Annotated in this window: 20 protein-coding genes; 17 read left to right on the top strand and 3 right to left on the bottom strand. The window is 45.1% G+C overall.

Annotated elements, in window-relative coordinates; genetic code table 11:
- The coding region (locus BMW61_RS17775; protein WP_091824744.1) for a transposase zinc-binding domain-containing protein at positions 1-199 on the bottom strand (199 nt) is incomplete at its 3' end.
- Positions 200-1,148: 949 nt separating this feature from the next.
- On the opposite strand from BMW61_RS17775, the gene BMW61_RS17770 reads away from it, so the two are divergent.
- Positions 1,149-2,465, top strand: coding sequence for a GGDEF domain-containing response regulator (locus tag BMW61_RS17770; protein ID WP_091824730.1), 1,317 nt, complete (start codon positions 1,149-1,151; stop codon positions 2,463-2,465).
- 28 nt (positions 2,466-2,493) lie between these two features.
- On the top strand, positions 2,494-3,777 hold the full coding sequence (locus BMW61_RS17765; RefSeq protein WP_175475286.1) for a putative bifunctional diguanylate cyclase/phosphodiesterase: 1,284 nt from the start codon (positions 2,494-2,496) through the stop codon (positions 3,775-3,777).
- Positions 3,778-3,904: 127 nt separating this feature from the next.
- On the opposite strand, the gene BMW61_RS22130 is transcribed toward BMW61_RS17765, so the two are convergent.
- Positions 3,905-4,069 carry a hypothetical protein gene (locus BMW61_RS22130; protein ID WP_022762445.1) on the bottom strand — a complete coding sequence of 55 codons (165 nt, stop codon included), beginning with the start codon at positions 4,067-4,069 and terminating at the stop codon, positions 3,905-3,907.
- A 378-nt stretch (positions 4,070-4,447) separates the two neighbouring features.
- On the opposite strand from BMW61_RS22130, the gene acpP reads away from it, so the two are divergent.
- The 11 genes from acpP to BMW61_RS17710 all read left to right on the top strand — a co-directional run bounded on the left by acpP (position 4,448) and on the right by BMW61_RS17710 (position 13,593).
- Positions 4,448-4,675: an acyl carrier protein gene (acpP, locus tag BMW61_RS17760; protein ID WP_026499145.1), complete on the top strand. Its 228-nt coding sequence runs from the start codon at positions 4,448-4,450 to the stop codon at positions 4,673-4,675.
- A gap of 13 nt (positions 4,676-4,688) precedes the next feature.
- Positions 4,689-5,537 carry an acetyl-CoA carboxylase, carboxyltransferase subunit beta gene (gene accD, locus BMW61_RS17755; RefSeq protein ID WP_022762447.1) on the top strand — a complete coding sequence of 283 codons (849 nt, stop codon included), beginning with the start codon at positions 4,689-4,691 and terminating at the stop codon, positions 5,535-5,537.
- Positions 5,538-5,606: 69 nt separating this feature from the next.
- Positions 5,607-6,611 (top strand): acetyl-CoA carboxylase carboxyltransferase subunit alpha, encoded by a 1,005-nt coding sequence (locus BMW61_RS17750; protein WP_091824723.1) that lies wholly within the window; start codon positions 5,607-5,609, stop codon positions 6,609-6,611.
- A gap of 4 nt (positions 6,612-6,615) precedes the next feature.
- Positions 6,616-7,563, top strand: a complete 948-nt coding sequence (locus BMW61_RS17745) for a beta-ketoacyl-ACP synthase III (protein WP_091824741.1) — start codon at positions 6,616-6,618, stop codon at positions 7,561-7,563.
- A 5-nt stretch (positions 7,564-7,568) separates the two neighbouring features.
- Positions 7,569-8,468 carry a DUF561 domain-containing protein gene (locus BMW61_RS17740; protein ID WP_091824720.1) on the top strand — a complete coding sequence of 300 codons (900 nt, stop codon included), beginning with the start codon at positions 7,569-7,571 and terminating at the stop codon, positions 8,466-8,468.
- On the top strand, positions 8,465-9,418 hold the full coding sequence (gene fabD, locus BMW61_RS17735; protein WP_091824717.1) for an ACP S-malonyltransferase: 954 nt from the start codon (positions 8,465-8,467) through the stop codon (positions 9,416-9,418). The genes BMW61_RS17740 and fabD overlap by 4 nt, the downstream gene beginning before the upstream one ends.
- A 29-nt stretch (positions 9,419-9,447) precedes the next feature.
- On the top strand, positions 9,448-10,185 hold the full coding sequence (gene fabG, locus BMW61_RS17730) for a 3-oxoacyl-[acyl-carrier-protein] reductase (RefSeq protein WP_022762452.1): 738 nt from the start codon (positions 9,448-9,450) through the stop codon (positions 10,183-10,185).
- A gap of 29 nt (positions 10,186-10,214) precedes the next feature.
- The gene (gene fabF / locus BMW61_RS17725; protein ID WP_091824714.1) at positions 10,215-11,489 is read left to right on the top strand and encodes a beta-ketoacyl-ACP synthase II; all 1,275 of its coding nucleotides are present in this window, start codon (positions 10,215-10,217) and stop codon (positions 11,487-11,489) included.
- An 84-nt stretch (positions 11,490-11,573) separates the two neighbouring features.
- Positions 11,574-12,029, top strand: a complete 456-nt coding sequence (fabZ, locus tag BMW61_RS17720; protein WP_091824738.1) for a 3-hydroxyacyl-ACP dehydratase FabZ — start codon at positions 11,574-11,576, stop codon at positions 12,027-12,029.
- A 36-nt stretch (positions 12,030-12,065) separates the two neighbouring features.
- A complete protein-coding gene (locus BMW61_RS17715) occupies positions 12,066-12,530 on the top strand; it encodes a MarR family winged helix-turn-helix transcriptional regulator (RefSeq protein WP_022762455.1) in 465 nt (154 codons plus the stop codon).
- 1 nt (position 12,531) lies between these two features.
- Complete coding sequence (locus tag BMW61_RS17710) at positions 12,532-13,593, top strand: NAD(P)H-dependent flavin oxidoreductase (protein WP_091824711.1); 1,062 nt, start codon at positions 12,532-12,534, stop codon at positions 13,591-13,593.
- Between the two features lie 80 nt (positions 13,594-13,673).
- Here BMW61_RS17710 and BMW61_RS17705 read toward each other — a convergent pair whose 3' ends face one another.
- Positions 13,674-16,154, bottom strand: coding sequence for a methyl-accepting chemotaxis protein (locus BMW61_RS17705; protein WP_175475285.1), 2,481 nt, complete (start codon positions 16,152-16,154; stop codon positions 13,674-13,676).
- A 178-nt stretch (positions 16,155-16,332) separates the two neighbouring features.
- On the opposite strand from BMW61_RS17705, the gene BMW61_RS17700 reads away from it, so the two are divergent.
- From BMW61_RS17700 to BMW61_RS17685, 4 genes are all read left to right on the top strand, one after another.
- The gene (locus tag BMW61_RS17700) at positions 16,333-17,895 is read left to right on the top strand and encodes a sensor histidine kinase (RefSeq protein WP_091824705.1); all 1,563 of its coding nucleotides are present in this window, start codon (positions 16,333-16,335) and stop codon (positions 17,893-17,895) included.
- 25 nt (positions 17,896-17,920) lie between these two features.
- Positions 17,921-19,501, top strand: a complete 1,581-nt coding sequence (locus BMW61_RS17695) for a response regulator transcription factor (protein WP_091824702.1) — start codon at positions 17,921-17,923, stop codon at positions 19,499-19,501.
- Between the two features lie 90 nt (positions 19,502-19,591).
- On the top strand, positions 19,592-21,346 hold the full coding sequence (locus BMW61_RS17690) for a type 2 periplasmic-binding domain-containing protein (RefSeq protein WP_022762460.1): 1,755 nt from the start codon (positions 19,592-19,594) through the stop codon (positions 21,344-21,346).
- A gap of 140 nt (positions 21,347-21,486) precedes the next feature.
- Positions 21,487-22,425 carry an ABC transporter permease gene (locus BMW61_RS17685; protein ID WP_026499136.1) on the top strand — a complete coding sequence of 313 codons (939 nt, stop codon included), beginning with the start codon at positions 21,487-21,489 and terminating at the stop codon, positions 22,423-22,425.
- The last annotated feature ends 3 nt before the right edge of the window (positions 22,426-22,428 follow it).

Genomic DNA, 22,428 nt, shown 5'->3' with positions numbered 1-22,428 from the left:
AGAATCTTGAATGACAACGAAAGGGAATGAATTTGAGAGTACCACAATCAGGGCAGCCGTACATGGCGCCGCCATAGGCAGGATCTCCGCAATTGAGCATCTTATCGATGTTTTCAATTTCAGTTTTGCGGGGGTGAAGAGTATATTGAATTTCTTCGTAATGATCGCGGAACAGATTTTGTAGTATGTTTCGTTTCATAAAAATCATTATGAATGAGTTGAGGCAAAAAACAACCCCCACCCCTCATGATTGAGGGGCAGGGGAGTTGAGGTGCCGTAGGCACTTTTTTATTTTATCGCGTATATGACTGCTTTCAAGGCCAAGCCACTAAAGTGGTGGCTGGTTATTCAGTCCTTGAGCTATGCCAGCTCAGGAAAATCTAGGGATATCAGGGGGAGTGATTAGCATGATTGGAATGGTTAGCAGGAGCGGAGTGGCTATCTGCATTGGAGTGATTTTGTGCTGTTTGCTTCGTGGGAGGTGTGTAGAGGGCGGAGATAAATCTGATCGCGAACAATTGTTGGGGGGATTTACGCATTGAAGTAAGTTGAGGAGAAAAGATAAATCCTCCAAAGGAGAATAGCTTGTAGGATTTATGCGCGGGAGCTAAGTTTAGGCCTGAGATAAATCTAATCGCGAACAATTGTTGGTGAGATTTACCTGTTGATTCAAGTGGAGGAGTAAAAGATAAAACTTAGGAGGGGAAAGCCCAAGCTGGATTTACGCATTGAAGAAAGTTGAGAAAAATCGATAAATCCAGGAAGGGAAAAGGCTTGGTGGGATTTACGAGCGGAAGAAAATAGAGACAAACTGATAAATCTAAGGAGGGAAAAGTCTATGCTGGATTTACGTGTAGAAGAAAATAGAGCAAAATTGATAAAACCGTGAGACATCAATTCCTAATCAGGTTTACCAAGTGGATGAATGAAAGCAAAATACCAAAGAAATACGCAATGAGTAAGAGCAAAAACAAGTTAGACCAATAAGATTAGCTGGTAAAAGACAAGCTCGTTCAAGCAAATTTCGTGCCAGCACCAATCTTATATTAATAATCGATAAACAATCATAAAAAATTCGTATATCGCCGCATTTTTCACAATTAGTCGCGTATAATGATATTAGGTATGATTTATGCGCGAGGTTTTTTATGAAAAAAATCCTGATCGTAGATGATGAAAGAATTACACTGCGAATGACGCAGCATATACTCGCTTCTCAATATGACACAATTTGTGTGACATCAGGAAGTGAGGCCATTGAGGCATACAAACGTGAGAGACCTGACATGATCCTCACGGATCTTCATATGCCCGGAATGAGCGGCTTTGAGCTTCAGAATACACTTCAGGACCAGTATGCCGAACATATTCCGGTTATGTTTATGACTGCTGATGACGACGAGGAGACGGAAGGAAAAGGCTTTGAGCAGGGTGCGGTTGACTTTATCAGAAAACCGTTCAGGGCAGATGTACTGCTTAAGCGTGTTGAGAACATTTTGAACCATGTGGAGCAGATTCAGGGACTTAAGGCAGCCGCCGAGACTGATCCCATGACAGGACTCCTTAATAAAGCATCTTCGCAGACCGAGATTGGCGCCATGTGCAGAAATACCCGCGGCGTCCTTATGATGATCGACCTGGACAGCTTCAAGCTTGTAAATGACCTCTACGGCCACAGCATGGGAGACAAGATCCTCATCAGATTTGCGGAGATAATAAGAGCAGCGATCAGAACCAACGATATCGCGGGCAGAATGGGCGGTGATGAGTTTATAGCTTTCTGTCAGAATATCCTGGATGAAAAAATCGTCGCCGAAAAGACCAGATTTATCAATGAAGAACTCCTCAAATCCGCTAAGGAGTTTATGGGGGAGAATATGAATATTCCGCTTGGAGCTTCGGTTGGAGCGGTTCTTGCTCCCGAGGAGGGCACTGATTTTCTCACCTTATATAAAAAGGCCGATAAAGCTCTTTACGCAGTTAAGCAGAATGGAAAGCACGGACACAGCATGTTTGTGGATTCCGGTAAAAAAGAGGAAGAGCAGGTATCAGTCACTTCGGATATTGCTCAGGAAATGATGATTCTCGGGGAGCGTAACAAAGGAAAAGGCGCTTATTCACTTGACGGTGATCAGTTCAAGCTCATTTATCGATTTTTATGCAGAGTACAGGAGAATTATCAGGTTGGCAATCATTTCATAGTGTTTACCATAAGCTCCGAAAAAGAGGGAGAGACAAAGATTCCACAGGAAATCGGTGATGCCTTTTTTGAGGTGGTGAAAGATTCCTTAAGAGGGAGCGATGTAGTATCGCAGAACGGGAAGAACCATGTGAGATTGCTTTTACTGGAGTCAGAGGATGTGAACACTGACATGGTTATAAAGCGAATTATTAAAAATTGGAAGGCTAAGGATCCGGAAAGCAAGTACGTTATTACCTACGAGATGGAAATGGTAAAGGGATAGCTACATGTCGACGAACGGGGGTAAAAGTATGAGAGATGAGCAGATGATGCATTACCTGACGGGGCTCCCAAATGCAGGGGGATATATCAGGGAAATTGCAGAGCGCATCAATCAGGGGACTATCACAAATTACACAGCTTTCTATTTCAATCTGAAGGGTTTTGGCAACATCAATGGCAGATACGGAATGGAGTGCGGCAATAAGGTTTTAGTCCAGTTTACTGAAAAAGTGAAGGATTTTCTTTTGGATGATGAGATATTGGGACATCTGGGAGGAGATAATTTTGTCGCGCTCATAAATAAGGAGAGGAAGGAAAAATTCTGCCGCCTTTTGAACGGAATAGAAGTCTATCTGGAAAATGATACCAAGCTGAAAATCCAATCGACAATAGGACTTTGGGATATCGAGGAGACTTTCGAGGATCCCGGAGATGCCATCGGCAGACCATCCGTAGCGCTTCAGCATGCAAAACATGTGCTGCACGTGCCTGTCGTAAAGGTGACCGATGCGATGCTCAAAAAGGTTGCCAGCAATAAGGAGGTTTTGGAAAAATACCAGAGTGCGCTTGAAAACAGAGAGTTTCTTGTTTTCTATCAGCCCAAGGTGGATTCTAAGACCAACACGCTTGTTGGTGCAGAGGGACTTGTCAGATGGAAGCATGGCGGAGAGATGGTTTCACCCGGTGTTTTCATCCCACCGCTTGAAGAGAACGGCGAGATAGTGCTGCTTGATTACTATGTGCTTCGCCGCGCCTGCGAGGATATTAAAAGATGGGTAGAAGAGGGGCTCACACCCGTACCTATCTCGGTCAATTTTTCAAGAAAAGACCTGCTGGACGTTGATCTGGCAGAGAATATAGACAGGATCATTACAAACTCCGGAATTGATAAGAAGTTCATCGAGGTTGAGGTTACAGAGACTGTGGACGAACAGGAGCACGGTGAACTATCCAAGTTCATCAAAGACCTGTATGACCGCGGAATTATGACCGCAATTGACGACTTTGGAGCAGGATATTCTTCTCTTGCAACACTTCGTGAATTCCAGGTGCACACTCTGAAAATCGACCGTTCATTTATCAATACCGATGAATTTTCATGGAAGGATGAGGTAATTCTAAAGGATATCATCCACATGGCTTTGGGGCTGGGAATGAACGTCGTCACCGAGGGTGTCGAGAGATCTGATCAGCTCGAATTTATAAACAAGGTTGGATGCTTTGTTATTCAGGGATTCTTCTACGACAGACCACTGCCGGTGGAGGAATTTGAGGAGAGACTGAAGAATAAGGTTTATCCCAAGAAGGAATGAACATAATAAAAGAACCTGTACTTCGCGGGGGTACAGGTTCTTGTTTATTTTAAATTTCCCTGCGCTCTGTGGACTGATCTTATTGTTCTTAGACTGTCGAGTTCCGGATTTGTTATATTCTTTTTAATTACCAAACGAAAGTAACTGCTTCTGCTACGTCTTCTGTGATTGTGTTGTCTTTTACGAGTTTCTTAAGCCATTTCTCCAGGTCGTCTACCTTGTGTGCTGTCTCTATGAAGTGAATACTTTTTCCATTTACATCTTTTGCAAGAAACAATTCGTACATATACATAAGTCATTTACCTCCGTAAAACTCTTGTGATTTGTTTCATGCGTTCGGCCGTTTGTGCATGTTTTTTGTTGTTCACTAATATTATCGATATGGGAATATGAAAAGTTTATAGCTAGAACAAATGTTTTTAACTTTCATTTTAGGGCGATTTCAGTTGAAAATTATATTCGGAGGAGGGTGTCTTGATAGGTCGGGAAATGCAAAAGAACCTGTACTTCATGCAATAAAGAAGTACAGGTTCTTTTTTGATGCAATGAGAAACGTTTTTGGGATTTTGAAAAAATAACACTGAAAACATATTGACAAACGGAAACTTGCACGCTATTATTTCAAAGTAATTTAGTTAAAAAGAATTTAGTTAAAATGGAGGAAACAAAAATGACATTCGAGGAAATCAAGGAACTTATAGCAGAAATTCTTGCAGTAGATGAGGACAAGATCACAAAGGACTCAAAGCTCATCGACGATCTTGGAGCTGATTCACTCAGCGTTGTGGAACTTCACATGGAAATCGAGGAGAGACTCGGCGTGAAGATTCCCGATGAGGAAGTTGCAAATCTTAAGACTGTTCAGGACGTGCTGACTGCAATCGAAGCACACAAATAATAGGAGGTCTGCGATGGGGACTTTTCTTGATACGTTATCTTTTCCTGCAAGAGTCAGGAAGGATATTGGAGAGGTTTTCCTGAAAAAAGATAAGGAGCCGGTTTTCATAACCTGCAAATCCTGCAACAGACGTGCCCTTAAGAGGGACTGGCAGGAGAACTTCTATGTATGTCCTGTGTGTGGCAATTACAGACCGATAGGGGCTTACTACAGACTCTCACTCATCCTCGACAAGGGGACCTTCAGGGAACTCAACGAGGACATGACGGCGAAGGATCCGATGGGCTTTCCGGAGTACAAGGACAAGCTCAAGGGTCAGATGCAGAAGACCGGACTTCCCGAAGCAGCTGTTACAGCGACAGGGAAAATCGGTGGCCATAAGGTAGTGTGCGCGGTTTTGGACAGCCGCTTCTTTATGGGAAGTATGAGCAGTACTGTGGGTGAGAAGGTGACAAGGGCAATTGAGTATGCCACTGAAAAAAAGCTTCCGCTAATCATCTTTTCTGCCAGCGGCGGTGCCAGAATGCAGGAGGGTATCTATAGTCTTATGCAGATGGCAAAGACCGCAGCGGCAATTGAGGAGTTCAACGCAGCGGGAGGACTTTACATAAGCTTTCTTACACATCCCACAACCGGCGGCGTTACGGCGAGCTTTGCATCCCTCGGTGATATCACCCTGGCCGAGCCCGGCGCACTCATCGGATTTGCGGGGCCAAGAGTAATTGAACAGACTATCCATAAAAAGCTGCCCAAGGGCTTCCAGCGAAGCGAATACCTTGAGGCCCACGGTTTTGTGGACAGAATCGTTCCCAGAAGCGAGATGAGAGATACGCTCCTGCAGCTGATCGAACTGCATGCCTAAAGACAGCAACAATAAATGCCTTCCCCCTGGGGGGAAGGTGGCGCGAAGCGACGGATGAGGGGGTAACCCATGATACAGAAAGTTCTAACCAAAATAGACAAACTCGACGCAAAAATCTCTTCCCTTGAACAGAGGGCAATCGGCGCGACTAAGACGCTTGTAAAGGAGTCCTTAAAAGCGCCCGATGTCCTTAGAGACACCAGGGAAGATTACGAAGCCTGGTCCGAGAGTGAAGATGAGCTCGATAAGCTTAAGGACATGCGGGATCACTTCCTTAGCGAATGTGAGAATCTCACACCTGATGAAAAGGTCTTTCTTGCAAGACATCCTAAGAGACCGCATATTGATGATTTTATCGGCGGACTTTTTACGGATTTCTTCGAGCAAAAGGGCGATCATCTCTTTGATGAGGACAAGAGCATTTACGGAGGAATTGCCAGATTCCACGGAATACCCGTGACGGTAGTGGGGCATATGAAGGGACACACCATGGAGGAAAACATGGAGTACAACTTCGGAATGCCTTGCCCCGAAGGATATCGCAAGGCTCTTAGAATAATGAACCAGGCTGAAAAATTCGGAAGACCGATCATTACTTTTATTGATACGCCCGGCGCTTATCCCGGTCTTGAGGCTGAGGAGCACGGACAGGGCGAAGCCATTGCAATGAATCTTGCGAAGATGAGCCAGTACCATGTTCCGGTAATTTCAGTAGTTACAGGTGAGGGCAATTCAGGCGGAGCTCTTGCAATAGGCGTTGCCAACAAGGTTTTGATGCTGGAAAATGCGGTTTATTCCATTTTGAGTCCTGAAGGGTTTGCGAGCATTCTGTGGAAGGATGCTGAGAGACACAAGGAAGCCTGCAAGCTCATGAAGCTCACGGCAGACGACCTCTATGAGGCAGGAGTTGCCGATGAGATTGTAAAGGAACCTGTGGGGGGAGCGCAGAGAAATTATGGTGAAGTTTTCAAAAATCTGGACCGCGTCCTCTATTCAACTCTGAAGGAGCTGATGACACTGTCGCCATCCGGCTGCAAGAGACAAAGACTTGAGAAATACAGGAAGATCGGATGAGGTTATGAAAAATATTGAAATAATATCTACCGGAAGGGCTGTGCCCTCGAAGGTCGTTACCAACGATGATCTTGCGAAAATCGTGGACACCAACGATGAGTGGATAAGCACCAGAACCGGGATTCGTGAGAGACGCTTTTGCAGCGAGGAAGAAAGTGCGACCACTCTCGCAGTGGAGGCGGCAAGAAAAGCTCTTGAAGCTTCGCATCTTGCACCATCCGATATCGGGGCATGCATCTGCGCCACAATTTCCGGTGACTATGCCACTCCAAGCATGGCATGTTTGGTTCAAAGAGAGCTCGGCTTAAGGGAGCCTATACCCACACTTGATGTGAATGCTGCCTGCAGCGGCTTTTTATACGGAATCGAGGTTGCAAGGGGACTGCTGAATGGCTGCGGTGAAAAGTATGCACTTGTTGTCGGCTGTGAACAGCTCTCAAAGCTTCTTGATATGACTGACAGAAGTACCTGCGTCCTCTTCGGAGACGGCGCAGGAGCTGCGGTCGTGAGGCTCTCTGAGGATGCGACTTACGCATCGACTCTCGGTGCAAGAGGCGGCTTTGAGATAAATGTTGAAGGCGCGGGACACGGTACCAGCCACATCCACATGCAGGGACAGGAAGTTTTCAAGTTTGCAACATCGATCATACCGGTTTGCATTAGGCAGCTTCAGGAAAAGAGCGGCCTTTCGGTGGAGGATGTAAGCAGAGTGGTTTGCCATCAGGCTAACGAAAGGATTATCGATTCTGTTGTCAGAAGGATGAAGGCAGATCCCGGCAAGTTTTACAAAAACATGGACCGCTTCGGCAATACAAGCGCGGCTTCGGTGCCGATCGCACTCGACGAGCTTGTGGAAAAAGGAGACATCAAGGCCGGAGACATGCTGATGATGGTTGGCTTTGGCGCAGGCCTCACCTGGGCCGGAGCAGTGATTCGATATGCAGGAGTTTAAATATTATGAAAAAAATCAATGAAATCCTGGGCACGGAGTTCCCCATAATCCAGGGCGGCATGGCGAACATCGCAACAGGCTCTTTTGCTGCAGCCTGCTCAAATGCCGGAGCCCTCGGACTTATCGGCGTCGGTGGGATGAATCCCAAGATGCTCAGGGAAGAGATAAGAATTTGCAAGAGTAAGACAGACAAGCCGTTTGGCGTGAACATAATGCTGATGCACCCCGATGCGGACGAATTTGCCGACATCGTGGTGGAGGAAGGCGTCAAGGTAGTGACTACCGGCGCCGGCAATCCCAGCAAGTACATGGAAAAATGGAAGGCTGCGGGCATAACGGTTATCCCTGTTGTGGCAGCGCCTATACTTGCAAAGCACCTTGAAAAAGCTGGTGCGGACATGATCATCGCAGAGGGCTGTGAGAGCGGCGGCCACGTGGGAGAGATGACCACAATGACACTGGTCCCTCAGACAGTTGACGCGGTTAATGTTCCTGTTATCGCAGCCGGTGGAATTGCCGATAAGAGACAGGTCAAGGCAGCCTTTGCACTCGGAGCCAGCGGAATTCAGGTCGGAACCTGCCTCCTTGCAAGTGATGAATGTCCTATCCATGAAAACTACAAGAATGCCGTTATCAAAGCCAAGGGCACAGATGCGATTGTGACAGGAAGAATCGGCGGAACACCGGTCAGAGTCCTCAAGAACAAGATGACTCGCGAGTACATCAAGCAGGAAAAGGCGGGAGCAGATATGCTCACCCTGGAAAAATTCACTCTTGGAAGCCTTCGCAGAGCTGTTTTTGAAGGCGATACCGATACGGGAAGTCTCATGGCGGGTCAGACCTGCGGACAGGTTAAGGAAATCAAACCGGTTAAGAAAATTTTAGAGGAGCTGATGGAAGAATGAAAACTGCATTTTTATATGCGGGCCAGGGGAGCCAGCACAAAGGAATGGGCGAGGATCTCTACCGCGATTTCGAAGAATTCAGAGGAGTTTATGACAATGCAAAGACCTCTTTTGATCTTAAAAAGATGTGTTTCGAAGATCCGGACGGAAACCTCTCAAAGACAGGCTACACACAGCCCTGCATGGTTGCCTTTGCATCCGGAGTTACCGCAATTTTAAATAAATATGGCAAAAAGCCCGACTATCTTGCGGGACTCTCCCTTGGTGAGTACTCAGCTCTTCAAGCAGCAGGCGTCTGGGATTCAGGAAAAGCCATAAGCCTTGCTGCTTTCAGAGGCGAAGCCATGACCAAGGCAGCAGAGGGTGTTGAGTCAGCTATGACAGCGGTTATGGGACTTTCCGAAGAGGAACTGCAGGCCTGTGTCGACAAGGCATCAGAGGAAAGCTCGAATGGCAACGACGGACTTGTTTCCATCTGCAACGACAACTGCCCGGGGCAGATTGTTATAGGCGGCGAGAAGAAGGCAGTTGAGAGAGCAACTGAGCTTGCAAAGGAAAGCGGCGCCAAAAGATGCATTCCGCTTAATGTCAGCGGCCCTTTTCATACAAAATATATGAGCAGCGCCGGCGATGCACTAAAGAAATACTTCAGTGATATTGAATTCGGAAAAGAGCAGATTCCTGTGGTTTTCAACGTTACAGGACGTGAGAGATCAGAGGCGGAAACAGTCGAAGACTTGCTTGTAAAGCAGGTTCAGAGCGGCGTTAAGATGACACAGACAATCAAGTACCTTTTGGATAAGGGCGTAAGACGCTTCGTCGAGATCGGCCCCGGAAAGGCACTCACAGGCTTTGTTAAGCGCACAGCCAAGGAAATGCAGGTAGATGATATCGAATGCATCACACTTGAAACCTCCGAAGATATAAAGAATTTCCTTGAGATGGCGTGAGGCGAAGGCTTAGAGACAGAGGACAGGATATGGCAAGAACAGTAATAGTTACCGGCGCGAGTCGCGGAATAGGACGTGAGATTGCGCTGGAATTTTCAAAAAAAAATTACAATGTTGTTATCAGCTATGCCGGTAATGACGAAGCCGCAAAAAAGGCCGAGAGCTTCTGCAGAGAATGCGGAGCTTTGGATGTAACCCTTTTCAAGGGGGATATCTCCGATGAAAATGTGGCTGAGAATCTCGTGAAGGAGACGCTTGAAAAGTACGGACAGGTGGACGTTCTTGTCAACAATGCGGGAATAACCAGAGACGGACTTATTGCAAGAATGAGCACGGAGGATTTTGACAAGGTTATTTCTACAAACCTTCGCGGTGCATTTTTGATGAGCAGATTTGTTACGAAGCCCATGATGAAAAATCGCTACGGAAGAATAATAAACATCTCCAGCGTAGTCGGAGTTCACGGAAATCCCGGACAGGCCAACTACTGCGCAAGTAAGGCCGGACTTATCGGAATGACCAAGAGCGTGGCAAAAGAGCTTGCTTCCAGAAATATCACAGTCAATGCAGTGGCGCCGGGAATGATCGCGACCGACATGACAGGTGCACTAAGCGATGCTCAGAAAGAGAACATAAACGCGCAGATTCCTGCGAAGAGAATGGGCGAGCCAAAGGATATTGCAAATGCAGTTGTTTTCCTTGCAGATGAAAACAGCAGTTACATCACAGGGCAGGTGCTCGGAGTAGACGGAGGAATGGGTGCGTAGGAGCAGAACTTCCTTAGAAAGAGGTAAAGATGAAAAGACGAGTTGTAGTAACCGGCATCGGCACTGTTAATCCCACGGGAAACAGCGTTGCGGAAAGCTGGGACAGCATTAAAAACGGAAAGATCGGAATCGGAGAGATTACCTGCTTTGATACCGAGGGCTATAAGGTGAAGGTGGCCGCAGAGGTCAAGGATTTTGATCCGACAGGAAAAGTTGATAAGAGAGAACTTCGCCACACCGCAAGATTTACACTCCTTGCACAGTGTGCGGCTGAAGAAGCCATAAAAGATTCGGGACTTTGTAAAAGCGCGGAAGGCGACTACAGCTACGATACACCGGTATCGGAGATTGCAGCTGACAGATGCGGAGTCATCATTTCAAGCGGAATCGGCGGTCTTGATGAGATTGAAAAGAATCACAGCAAGTCACTCGATAAGGGCAACGGATTTGTAAGTCCTTTCTTTGTGCCCATGTCCATTACAAATATGGCAGCTGCCCGCATAGCGATTGCTCACGGCTTTAAAGGTATGTGTACCTGTCCCGTAACAGCCTGTGCAGGTGGCAGTAACGCAATCGGAGATGCTTTCTTCAGAATCAGGGATGGCTACGAGGATGCCATGATCTGTGGAGGTACCGAGAGTTCAATAACGCCTCTTGGAATCGCAGGATTCCAGAACATGAAGGCTCTTTCAGAGACTACAGATCCCGCCCGTGCAAGCATTCCTTTCGACAAGGACAGAAACGGATTTGTAATGGGTGAGGGAAGCGGAATTCTCGTGCTCGAGGAATATGAGCATGCGAAGAGCCGCGGAGCTCATATCTATGCGGAAATCGTTGGCTACGGTAGTAACTGCGACGCTTATCACATCACATCTCCCGCACCCGGCGGAGAGGGCGGCGCTGCCTGCATGAAGCTTGCAATAAAGGATGCGGGCATCACAGAAAGCGACATCGATTACATCAATGCACACGGTACCTCCACCAGCCTAAACGACAAATATGAGACAGCTGCGATTAAGACCGTGTTTGGTGAAAAAGCTAAGGACCTCTACGTATCAAGTACAAAGTCAATGACAGGTCACCTTCTCGGAGGTGCCGGCGGAGTTGAAGCGGTATTTTGCGTAAAAGCCCTTGAGGACAGTTTTGTTCCGCCAACAGCGGGTCTCAAAGAGACAGATCCCGAGATGGATCTCAACTACGTTCCCGGCAAAGGAATCGAGAAAGAACTTAACTACGTACTTAGCAACAGCTTGGGATTCGGCGGCCACAACGCCTGCCTGATTTTTAAAAAGTATGAACAATGAAGCCTTCCCCTTGGGGAGGAGATAATAAGAGCCTTCCCCTAGGGGGGGAAGGTGTCAGCGGAGCTGACGGATGAGGGGAAGCCCATGGAAAAATTAGAAATACGCGAAGCAAAAAATTCACTCACCGCCGAAGAGATAGCACAGATATTACCGCACCGCTATCCCTTCGCCCTGGTGGACAGAATCATAGATCACGAGCCCGGAGTGTGGGCCATCGGCAGAAAGTGCGTAAGCATGGATGAGCCCTTCTTCCAGGGACATTTCCCTGGAAAGCCCATCATGCCTGGAGTCCTCATAATTGAGGCACTCGCCCAGACAGGAGCCGTAGCAGCTCTGGCGCTTCCGGAGAACAGAGGAAAGCTTGCACTTTTCGGCGGCATAAAAAATGCGCGCTTTAAAAGGCCCGTTACCCCGGGAGATGTGCTTGAACTTCGCTGTGAAATGGTCAGATGCAAAGGCCCTGTGGGTGTAGCGGAGGCCGAGGCACTCGTGGACGGTGTTACAGTAACGAAGGCAGAAATTACCTTCTCGATTGTGTGATATAATTGAGAAAAAATATTCAAAGGATTTCTGCCCATGTTTGATTATGCAATAAGTCATATTTATGACAAGCTCCGTCTTCATTTGTACATGAAGATATATTCACGTTTTGAAAATCGCGAGGCGACACTCTCAGCAGTTGAGACCTTCAGTATGGAGGTCATCATGGCGATGGAGGAGCCTACGGTTGCTCAGTTTGCTAAGATGCTTGATATCTCATCTCCGAATGCTGCGCACAGAGTCAAGTGTCTTGTAAATAAAGGCTATGTTGAGAAGGTTCAGTCCCCGGAGGACGGAAGAGAATTCCACCTTCGTCCCACTAAGAAGTATTTGGACTTCTGCAAAATCAATGAGGACTATCTCAAGATCATCATGAAAAGATGCGAAAAGCGCTTTTCCAAGGAGGACTTTGCGAAGCTCAACGAGATGCTGGATATCATCAACAATGAACTGATGCCGGAGCTTGACATAGAGGAGTTTAAAAAACAGTGGGGAAATTAAAATGAACATACGTGGTAAAGAGCTCGCCCATGGAATCATTCAGGGCGGAATGGGGGTTGGAGTATCCCTGTCATCACTTGCGGGTAGTGTCGCAAAGGAAGGCTGCATGGGAGTGATAAGCTCTGTGAACATCGGCTTTAATGAGCCGGATTTTATGGAAAATCCGTTTGAGGCAAATATTCGTGCACTTAAGGAGCACATCAAAAAAGCTAAGGAGATATCCAAAGGCAACGGCCTTATAGGCGTAAATATCATGGTCGCGGTAAGCCACTATGAGGAGACCGTGAAGGCAGCCATAGAAGCCGGAGCTGATGCGATCATATCCGGTGCAGGCCTTCCCCTTAAGCTGGCTGAACTTGTTAAGGGAAGCGATACACTCTTTGCACCTATCGTATCCAGCAAAAGAGCGGCAATGCTCCTTTGCAAAAGCTTTGTAAAAAAGGCCGGAATTCTCCCGGATTTTCTTGTTATAGAAGGCCATCAGGCCGGCGGACATCTCGGTTTTTCCGCTGACGATTTAAAAAGTGACACCTGTCAGCCCAATCTCCAGATATTAAAAGAGGTTAAGGAAGCGATAAAACCCTTTGAGGAGGAGTTTAAAAAGAAGATTTACGTCTTTCTCGGCGGTGGAATCTTTGACAGTAAAGATGTAAAGGAAGCTACCGAAGCAGGCGCCGACGGAGTTCAGATAGGAACCCGCTTCATTGCCACAAAGGAATGTGATGTGGACGAAGCCTTCAAGCAGGTGATCGTTGACTCCAAAGAGGAAGATATCCGCATCATCAAAAGCCCTGTGGGAATGCCGGCCAGAGCTATTTACACACCTCTCTTACAAAAACTTGATGAAGGAAAATCCTTCCTTGCAAAGAAGTGCAACAGCTGCTTAACAGCTTGTCCCAAGGGCGACAACATCCCCTATTGCATCAGCAGAGCACTCATCGCTGCTGCTCACGGAAATAAGGAAGAAGGCCTCTTTTTCTGCGGGGAGAACGCTCCCAGAGTAAAGGACATAGTAACTGTAAAAGAATTGATTGATGAACTGACATGCGTGCAGCCACTGTAAAAAAATACAGTGGCTGCTTTTACGTGCGCTGTCAGAACGTTTTATGGAGAAGATAATAATGAAAATTGTCTGTTCAATAATTATTTAAAGAACTCAAGATCTTCTTTTAGTTCATCTGCAAGCCGCTTAAGTTCTACGGAAGCATCCGCAAGTCTTGCTGTTTCTTTGTTGAGTTCTGCCATGGAGCTTGAGGTTGTTTCTGCGGAGGCGGCATTTTCCTGAGATATCGCGGACAGATTCGTCATAAGATCAACGACTGTCTCTCCGGAGGTCTCACAGGATTTGGCCTGATCAAGTACATCCACAACAGATTCCTTGGTGAAATCGATGCCGATACTTACGTCTTCGAATATGTTGCTGGTTTCATCAATACTGGTTTTCTGTTCGTCAATAAGCTCTGTCACTTCATTGATAGTAGCGACGGTCTTATTAGACTCCTCGGAAAGGTTATGAATTATATCTTCTATTATCTTAGTAGACTGATTGGTCTGATCAGCCAGATTTGAGATTTCGCTTGCAACTACCGCAAAGCCGCGTCCCGCATCACCTGCTCTTGCTGCTTCTATGCTGGCATTTAAAGACAAAAGGTTAATCTGGTCAGCAACAGATGCAATAAGGGATACAGCTTCCTGAATTTTTCCAACGGACTCATCGGTCTTGTGAACCTGTGAAACAATCCTTGTAAAAGCATCGGTGGTTGAATCACTGGAACGTGTCAGATTAGTCATGTTGCTATTGGCTTCTTTTCCGCTGGTACTCATGCTCTCAGATTTATCGGAGAGATTGGATACACTGTCAAGAATCTGCTGGATATTGCTTCTGATATCAACAACCTTCTGAGATGAAGTCTCGATATCCTTTGCCTGTTCTCCTGCGCCCTTTGAGATTTCACTTATTGTCTCACTGATTTCACCTGCAACCTGTTTGGTCTTTGAAGCACTTTCCTCCAGGTTGAGTCCTGTATCGGCGAGGATATCACTTACTTCCTTGACTTTATCGATTGTACCCTCAAGTGTATCCAGGAAGTTATTGAGACTTGAGGCAAAATCGGCAAATTCGTCTTTTCCTGAGTCATTTGCTCTTGAGGAGATTTTTCCGGAGGCAATCTCTTCAATAGCGGACTGGAAAGATTTAACACTCTTATTTATTCCAAGGCTGATGCGGCCAAGTATGATCAGCAGCACAACCACACTTATTATCAAAACGACGAGAATAATGACCGTCACACTGGATCTGACAGAATTCATATCATTTACTGCTTGCCCCTGAACACTTTCCGATAATTCTGAAAGAGCAGTGTTTATCGCAAGATTGTCGGCCTTAAGGGCAAGTGTCTGTTGGTCGGTTGTCTTTAGCTCCTCGAACAGAGCCTTTTTCGAATTAAGAAATCCTTGAGATATTTCCGCCAGAGAAGGATCTGTCGTATATTTCGGAATATTTTCCTCTATCTCTGCCATAAGAGCTTCGATATCCGAAAGATTTCCGGAAACATCTTTTCCCTCAACTACAAGCTTACTGTAAGTAGCCACCATGCTGTCGAGGTTTTCAAGCTCGGAAGCAAAGCCATAGACGCCTGAAATAGCGCCGCCGTATTTGAAGGCGACACCGGGAGTAATTATGGAAGGATCGATGTAAAGCTCATAATAAAGGTCGGGGTAGTTTTCCATATCATAGTCGACGACGGAAATAGCTGTTGAAACTTCTTCCCAGGTAGCATTTGCTTCATCGTATTTAGCGTTTACCTTAATTGCTGTTTCACCGCCGAAATCAGCGAGTTCTGCGCTTTCAAGACCATCCCCCGACATCTCAGCGATCTCCATCTGTGACAGATCAAGAGGGAGCTCCTCGGAGCCGTTCATAAGCTTGATGTTTTTGATATAGTAAGCGCCTTTATATGAAAAGGTTCCACCGACACGGAAAATCAGATTGTTACGCTTTCCTGCCTCAGGCAGAGCATACTTGTAAATCATTTTGGTATAGTTTTTACCGTCGACTGACACAGAGCTTCCGCCTTCACCGAAAGTGGCATCAATCCAGTGTATTTCAATCCAGTCGTTGTTGTTGACAAGACTTGTAAAACTGTCCGCAAGGTCCTGGCTGGATTTTGTATATTCCTGATATTTTCCCGCTGAAGATTCATAGCCGCGGGAGGAATGGATTTTCTTTAATTCGTTATAGTTAGATTTACTCTTATCTACATTGCTGATAATGGCTGAGATGGATTCCTGGTACCCGGGACCTGCTATAGTTTGCAGTTTTCCGCTTTTTTGACCCATTTCATCAAGATTGGTGAGAGTGGCATCCAGGTAATTTTCATCAACATAATATTGGTAAAGCGCATCATTAGCCAGATTCTGCGCCTGAAGTACGTTTACTTCATCCACAAGAGATACAATTTCACTATTCTGAGCGTTCTTATTTATTGATGTAGCACCGACAACACCGATTATAAGAGCTGCCGCTATTCCAAGGACACCCATGAAAAGTATCTTACCTTTTACCGATTGAAAGAAATTTCCTTTACTGCCCGTTTTTTTGTTTGTGTTTCGAACCTTGCTCATAGTAATATACCCCCGTATAATATTGAGAAGTGAGTGCATATAATAAAGAATTGATAATTAATTGTATACTATTAATATAAAAGTTAACAACGTATGGAAAGCTAAAAGTTTTCTAAAGAATTTGTTAAGTGAAGTACTGTAAAAAATAAATCAAAAATCAATATCTGCAGGGAATACAATGAAAAACAGAGTTCTATTTTTATACATAATCGTGGCTATAATACCGCTGCTGATCATGGACGTGGCGGCTCTCGGAGCCATCGTGAGATCTGAAAAGAGAGAAAGAATTCATGAGATGGAAAATGCCGCAAGCGCAATCCAGTACACGCTGGCGAATGAGCTGGATAGCGCGGATAAGTTGACTCAGAGTGTTTATACAAATAAATACATCTATGATTTCATCGACCGCCATTACCAGTCGGGACTTGAATACTATGAAGCGTATTACTCATTTTTCGAGGATACTCTTATCGACATGGTGGATGGGGCAAACAATATATCCTACACATTCTATGTGGACAATGACAGCATTATTAACGGAGCGCAGTTCCATAGACTGGAGACAGCCGAGGGGCAAAGCTGGTATGAATATATAATGGCGAGCGGCAGAAAGCTCGGACTCATGTTTGACTATGGCGGAGCAATCACCGGCGTCAGGGAGGATGAGAGAAGAGTTTATTTCTATGAGATACTGGATATGTACGATCACAGATCCAGGAACCTTCTCCTTGTAAATATTGATTACAGCTATTTGAGCAAGCTTCTACAGAATACAAATTACGATCTGGACGTCTATGTCTGTGATGATGAAAAAATCCTCATGTCCAATAAGAGCGAGATAAATGCGGGAAAGCCTTATGAGAGTATTAAAACCCTTGAAAATATCGGCTATGTCAAGGAGTTCCAGGCGTTTAACCAGCAGCTCACAATCCGTGTTGCAAATAAAAACGGAATGGGACAGATGTGGATAAGCAGATGGGGAATGCAGCTTTTATTTCTTGTTATCATCAATATACTGCTTCCGATTTTCGTGATTTCGAGGATCAGCCGATTTGTATATTCCTACAGGCTCAGAGAGCAGGAGATGATTGTGACGAGGCAGCATGCGGAGCTACATGCGCTGCACAGCCAGATCAATCCGCACTTTCTTTTCAATGCTCTTGAGAGTATTCGCATGCACAGCATTATTAAGCAGGAGACCGAAACAGCGGAGATGGTCGAAAAACTGGCCAAGCTTCAGCGCCAGTACACCGAGTGGAACGAAGACAACATTTCGATAGAAAAGGAATTGTCCTTTGCGGAGAACTACCTTGGGCTTCAGAAGTACAGATTCGGAGACAGGCTTTCGTACTCAATTGAGGCGGATGATGATTGCAGAGCTTATCTGATACCGAAGCTTACTCTGGTTACTTTTGTTGAAAATGCCTGCATTCACGGTATTGAAAACAAGAATAAAAACGGATGGATTTTTGTCCGCATATTCAAAAAGGATGAGAAGCTCATTATCGAAATAGAGGATACCGGAAGCGGAATGTCCGCTGAGGAGACGGAGACTCTTCTTCATAAGATGAGAGATGCCGATATGGAACTTTTGAATGAGCCGGGAAGAGTCGGCATTGTCAATGCGTGCCTTAGACTTAAGATGATGACCGATAACACTGTGGAATTCGAGCTTGAGTCCGAGGAGAGTGTTGGCACAATCGTTTCAATTGCGATTCCGATAGATAAGCTTATAAGCTGACAAATAACGAGAGGATTTACGTTTTATGCTTAATTTGTTACTGGTGGATGACGAGCCGTTTATATTACAGGGACTTAAGGTCCTTCTGAATTACGAGGACGAGGGATATGAAGTCTATACCGCTTCGAATGGTCAGGATGCGCTTGATCTCATAAAGACTACAAATATTGATCTTATTATTTCCGATATCAAGATGCCTGAAATGGACGGCTTAGAGCTCCTTGCGAATGTCAGGGAGCGCTATCCCGACATATATTTTGTGATACTTAGCGGCTATGCCGAATTTTCCTATGCGCAGAAGGCGCTTCACTACGACTGCGCGGAGTACATATTAAAACCGGTTGAGAAGGATGCCATATTGAAGGTCCTTCGGAAAGTCGCTGCGAGCAAGGCTGACAAGGTTTTTGCGCAAAGACGAAGTATGGAGAGAGAGAAGGCCTTTTTTGACCAGAATCTTAAGGCTGCGCTCATGGGCAGGTACAGCAATGATAATATCGGATATCTGAAAAAGCATCTGCCGGAAAATGAGGATATGTGCTATGTCGGAATTGAACTTTCGCCCAGTCTCGATCAGGAAGAGGTATCCGATGAGGAAAAAGCAGCTTTCCTTGATAAGCTTCTTTTGGTGACTCAGGAGGATATGAAGGCAAATTCAGAACTTGTAATTAAGGATGCTTTTGGTGAAGAGAAGATCTATGATATAGGATTCTTGTTCCATGAAGCGCTTGCAAAGGATCAGAATCTTTCTCCTGAAAGTTATCTGCGAGAGATGCTCGGACGAATCGAGAGAGTATGCGATTTTCCCATAACAATGCTGGTCGGCAAGATGGTGCACGGAATTGAAGCTATATCAAAATCATACACAACGGTGCGCATGCTCCATTCACTGCAGGGCTTTCGCGAGAGCAGAGATATATACTTTTATGAGGAGGAATATCAGATCCGCGATAGCGGAATAACTCTTTGTAAAAAACAGCTCGATAATCTCATAGCGGCAATTGAACTTAATGAAAAAATTCAGATAAGACAGCGGGTAGATGAGTTCCACGAAGAAATGTTAAAGACCGGAATAACCGGGAAAACCATGAATCTCAATATCAACTATCTTCTTTTCCAGCTCATTCATATAGCCAGTGAGCAGGACAGTGATGTTAATCAGGAGGAGATTCTGAGACTTATATCGGAGAGCAGTTTCGAGGAAGGTATAAGCCGCGGAAGTAAAAGCCATCTGTACAGAATGTCCTGTGAATACGGTGATTATCTTGCGCAGCTGCGCAAAAATGTATCCAAGGGTGTTTTGGCGGATATTGAAAATGAGGTTAGGGAGAACTATGCAAGTAACCTCACATTAAAAGAGCTCAGTGAAAAATATTATGTTAACAGTGCGTATCTGGGGCAGCTTTTCAGAAAAAGATATAAATGTTCCTTCAAGGATTACCTCAATCAGAAGAGGATAGATGAGGCATCGCTCCTTCTTCGAAAGACCGATCTGAAAATTTATCAGGTGGCTGAAAAGGTCGGATACCGCGATGTTGACTACTTTGTTAATAAATTTATCGAGGCCAAGGGTTGTACCCCGGCAAAATATAGAAAACAGGAACAATAATTTTTCGGGGTTTTATTAATAATTTATCCCATGAACTTAAAACCGTATTTTTGTAAAATGCTAATCATTAAGAAAAGGAGGATTTCTAGTATGAAAAAGAAAGTGGTTAGCATTTTGATGGCAACATGCATGCTCGGTGCTACACTTGCTGGTTGCGGCTCTAACGGCGGCAATGATGCAGGTACAACAACTGATGCAGGCACAGCTACAGAGTCTGGTTCAGAAGCTGGTAGCGAAGATGCAGGCAGTGCAGACGCAGGCAGCGAAGATGCAGGCAGTGCAACATCTGACGGTGAGGTTACAGACTTCACAATGTTCATCACAATGCCCGGTTCAGAGATCAATGATGACAATGAAATTGCTCAGATGATCGCTGACAAGTATGGTGTAAAGGTTAAGGAAACATGGCTTACAGGCCAGACAGCTTCCGAGGCTACAGGTACACTTATTGCAGGTGGTGAGTATCCTGATTTCATCGATTCCGATGAAATGAATCTTTTGATCGATGCAGATGCACTCATTCCCCTTGATGATTACATTGACCAGTATCCTGAATTCAAGGAGAAGTGGTTCACAGAGGAAGAGTGGGAGAAGTTCCGTCAGCCTGATGGACACATCTACTGGATCAATCCTTTCGGAAATACAAAGGGCGAAACAAAGACAACAACTCATAATGACGAAGCATTCTGGATTCAGGTAAGAGTTCTTGAGTGGGCAGGATACCCGAAGATCGAGACACTTGATCAGTACTTCCAGCTCCTTGAGGATTACATTGCAGCTAATCCTACAATGGAAGATGGTACAGAGAACATTGCTTACACAATCCTTTGCGAAGACTGGAGATACTTCTGCCTTGAGAACGCAGGTCAGTTCCTTGCAGGATATCCCAATGACGGTTCTGTAATCGTTGACAAGACAGACATGACAATCAAGGATTACAACACATCTGAGGATACTATCGCATACTTCAAGAAGCTCAACGAAGAGTACAAGAAGGGCATGATAGATCCTGAGTCCTTCACTCAGACATATGATGAGTATATTGCTAAGCTTTCAACTGGTCGTGTTCTTGGTATGGTTGACCAGTGGTGGGATTTCGCTAACAACGTTAACGATTCTTACAAGCAGACAGGCCTTGATGCTAAGGGCTGCAACTATGTTCCGCTTGGACTTACAACAAAGCCCGGTATGGAGAACAGATGGCATACATATGATGACACAGTTAACCAGGCTTCAGGTATCGCTATTACAACAGATTGTAAGGATCCTGATAAGGCCTTCAAGTTCCTTGTAGATTGTGCAATGGACCAGGAACTCCATGATCTCAGATTCTGGGGTGTTAAGGGCGTTGACTATGAAGTAGACGACGACGGATTATACTACCGCACAGATGAGCAGAGAAAGAACTGGGCAGACACATCATATCAGGCTTCACACAGATGTCAGTATTCATACTTCCCTCAGTGGCATGGTACATCTGATGATGGAAAGAATGCTAACAAGCCTGAAGAGCAGCCCTCCGAATTCATGTATGATATGGCTGAGCCTCTTAAGGCATGCTTCGATGCTTATGGTGCAACAACATATCCTCAGCTGATCGGTTCTGTACAGGAGACAAACGGACCTTGGTTCCCGATGTACTCATACTCTAACAACTTCACAACTGAGACACCCGGTGGTGTAGCTTGGGCTAAGATGGGTGAAGTTAAGCATGAGTGGCTTCCTAAGGTAGTTATGGCTGACGATTTCGAAAAGGGATGGTCAGATTACATGGATGCTTACAATGCATGCAAGCCTGAGGACTTCCTTGGCGAGATGCAGGAGATTCTTGATACATTCAAGTAATAAAAAGCTAGATATTTTTACAAAGAAAATATTATAAAAAGAGGAAAAGGCGGTAAACGCGATTCATATAATGTTTACTGCCTTTTTCTTAAGAAAAAAAGAGATATAGTTCTTGCAGAAAACCTAATGAGGAGTGTCTTATGGCTCGAAATGAAAATATGAAAAAGGACAAGAAGATCACAATTAAAGAATTGAAACGTCAGAAATTTCTTCTGGGTGTGTCATTCTTTGTTGTGCTGTACGGTATTATATTCTACTACCTGCCTTTAGCAGGCTGGATTATGGCTTTTGAGAATTACAAGCCTAAAAAAGGATTTTTGGGATCTACCTTCGTAGGACTTGCGAAGTTTAAGTTCCTGTTTGAAGATGAAGTATTTATTAAGGTTATAAGAAATACCTTTGCAATGGGTGTGATCAACCTTGTAACAACAACGATAATGGCAGTGCTTTTTGCAATTGTCTTAAATGAAGTAAGAAGAGGATGGATAAAGAAACCTATTCAGACAATATCCTACCTTCCGCACTTCTTATCATGGATTGTTGTTACCAGTATTCTCCATGTATCTTTGTCATCAACCGGTATTATTAATGACCTGCTGATGAGATTTGGATTTATTAAACAGGCAATCAACTTTTTTGCGCACCCCGGTTATTTCTGGCCGATAGTTGCATTTGCAAACTGTTGGAAGGAGACGGGATGGAACGCAATAATCTATCTTGCAGCCATCACAGCTATAGATCCTGCTTTATATGAAGCAGCATCCATCGATGGAGCAGACAGATTACAAAAGATCAGATATATTACTTTCCCGGGTATAAAGCCCACATTCATGATTCTTCTTCTTATGAATGTCGGTAACGTACTTAATGCAGGTTTCGAAGTACAGTACCTGCTTGGTAACGGACTTGTACAGTCTGTATCACAGACTATCGATATCTATGTACTGAAATGGGGTATTTCGCAGAACGATTACTCTCTTGGTACTGCTGCTGGTTTGTTTAAGAGTGCTGTAAGTATTGCAATCATCGTTATTGCCAACGCTATTGCTAAGAAATACAGCGAGCAGAGATTATTCTAAGGG

This window comes from Butyrivibrio sp. ob235 (genome assembly GCF_900109475.1).
In the GTDB taxonomy this organism is placed as follows: domain Bacteria; phylum Bacillota; class Clostridia; order Lachnospirales; family Lachnospiraceae; genus Butyrivibrio.
The sequence above is the reverse complement of the archived record's forward strand: the minus strand, read 5'-3'. Positions and strand labels throughout refer to the sequence as shown.

What these genes read in the sequence shown, in the direction of transcription:
- BMW61_RS17710 (WP_091824711.1), top strand. Translation starts at nt 12,532, where the DNA reads ATGAACATACGTGGTAAAGAGCTCGCCCATGGAATCATTCAGGGCGGA.
- BMW61_RS17765 (WP_175475286.1), top strand. Translation starts at nt 2,494, where the DNA reads ATGAGAGATGAGCAGATGATGCATTACCTGACGGGGCTCCCAAATGCA.
- BMW61_RS17770 (WP_091824730.1), top strand. Translation starts at nt 1,149, where the DNA reads ATGAAAAAAATCCTGATCGTAGATGATGAAAGAATTACACTGCGAATG.
- fabD (WP_091824717.1), top strand. Translation starts at nt 8,465, where the DNA reads ATGAAAACTGCATTTTTATATGCGGGCCAGGGGAGCCAGCACAAAGGA.
- BMW61_RS17705 (WP_175475285.1), bottom strand. Translation starts at nt 16,154, where the DNA reads ATGAGCAAGGTTCGAAACACAAACAAAAAAACGGGCAGTAAAGGAAAT.
- acpP (WP_026499145.1), top strand. Translation starts at nt 4,448, where the DNA reads ATGACATTCGAGGAAATCAAGGAACTTATAGCAGAAATTCTTGCAGTA.
- fabZ (WP_091824738.1), top strand. Translation starts at nt 11,574, where the DNA reads ATGGAAAAATTAGAAATACGCGAAGCAAAAAATTCACTCACCGCCGAA.
- fabG (WP_022762452.1), top strand. Translation starts at nt 9,448, where the DNA reads ATGGCAAGAACAGTAATAGTTACCGGCGCGAGTCGCGGAATAGGACGT.
- BMW61_RS17745 (WP_091824741.1), top strand. Translation starts at nt 6,616, where the DNA reads ATGAAAAATATTGAAATAATATCTACCGGAAGGGCTGTGCCCTCGAAG.
- BMW61_RS17685 (WP_026499136.1), top strand. Translation starts at nt 21,487, where the DNA reads ATGGCTCGAAATGAAAATATGAAAAAGGACAAGAAGATCACAATTAAA.
- BMW61_RS17695 (WP_091824702.1), top strand. Translation starts at nt 17,921, where the DNA reads ATGCTTAATTTGTTACTGGTGGATGACGAGCCGTTTATATTACAGGGA.
- BMW61_RS17750 (WP_091824723.1), top strand. Translation starts at nt 5,607, where the DNA reads ATGATACAGAAAGTTCTAACCAAAATAGACAAACTCGACGCAAAAATC.
- accD (WP_022762447.1), top strand. Translation starts at nt 4,689, where the DNA reads ATGGGGACTTTTCTTGATACGTTATCTTTTCCTGCAAGAGTCAGGAAG.
- BMW61_RS17700 (WP_091824705.1), top strand. Translation starts at nt 16,333, where the DNA reads ATGAAAAACAGAGTTCTATTTTTATACATAATCGTGGCTATAATACCG.
- BMW61_RS17690 (WP_022762460.1), top strand. Translation starts at nt 19,592, where the DNA reads ATGAAAAAGAAAGTGGTTAGCATTTTGATGGCAACATGCATGCTCGGT.
- BMW61_RS22130 (WP_022762445.1), bottom strand. Translation starts at nt 4,069, where the DNA reads ATGTATATGTACGAATTGTTTCTTGCAAAAGATGTAAATGGAAAAAGT.
- BMW61_RS17740 (WP_091824720.1), top strand. Translation starts at nt 7,569, where the DNA reads ATGAAAAAAATCAATGAAATCCTGGGCACGGAGTTCCCCATAATCCAG.
- fabF (WP_091824714.1), top strand. Translation starts at nt 10,215, where the DNA reads ATGAAAAGACGAGTTGTAGTAACCGGCATCGGCACTGTTAATCCCACG.
- BMW61_RS17715 (WP_022762455.1), top strand. Translation starts at nt 12,066, where the DNA reads ATGTTTGATTATGCAATAAGTCATATTTATGACAAGCTCCGTCTTCAT.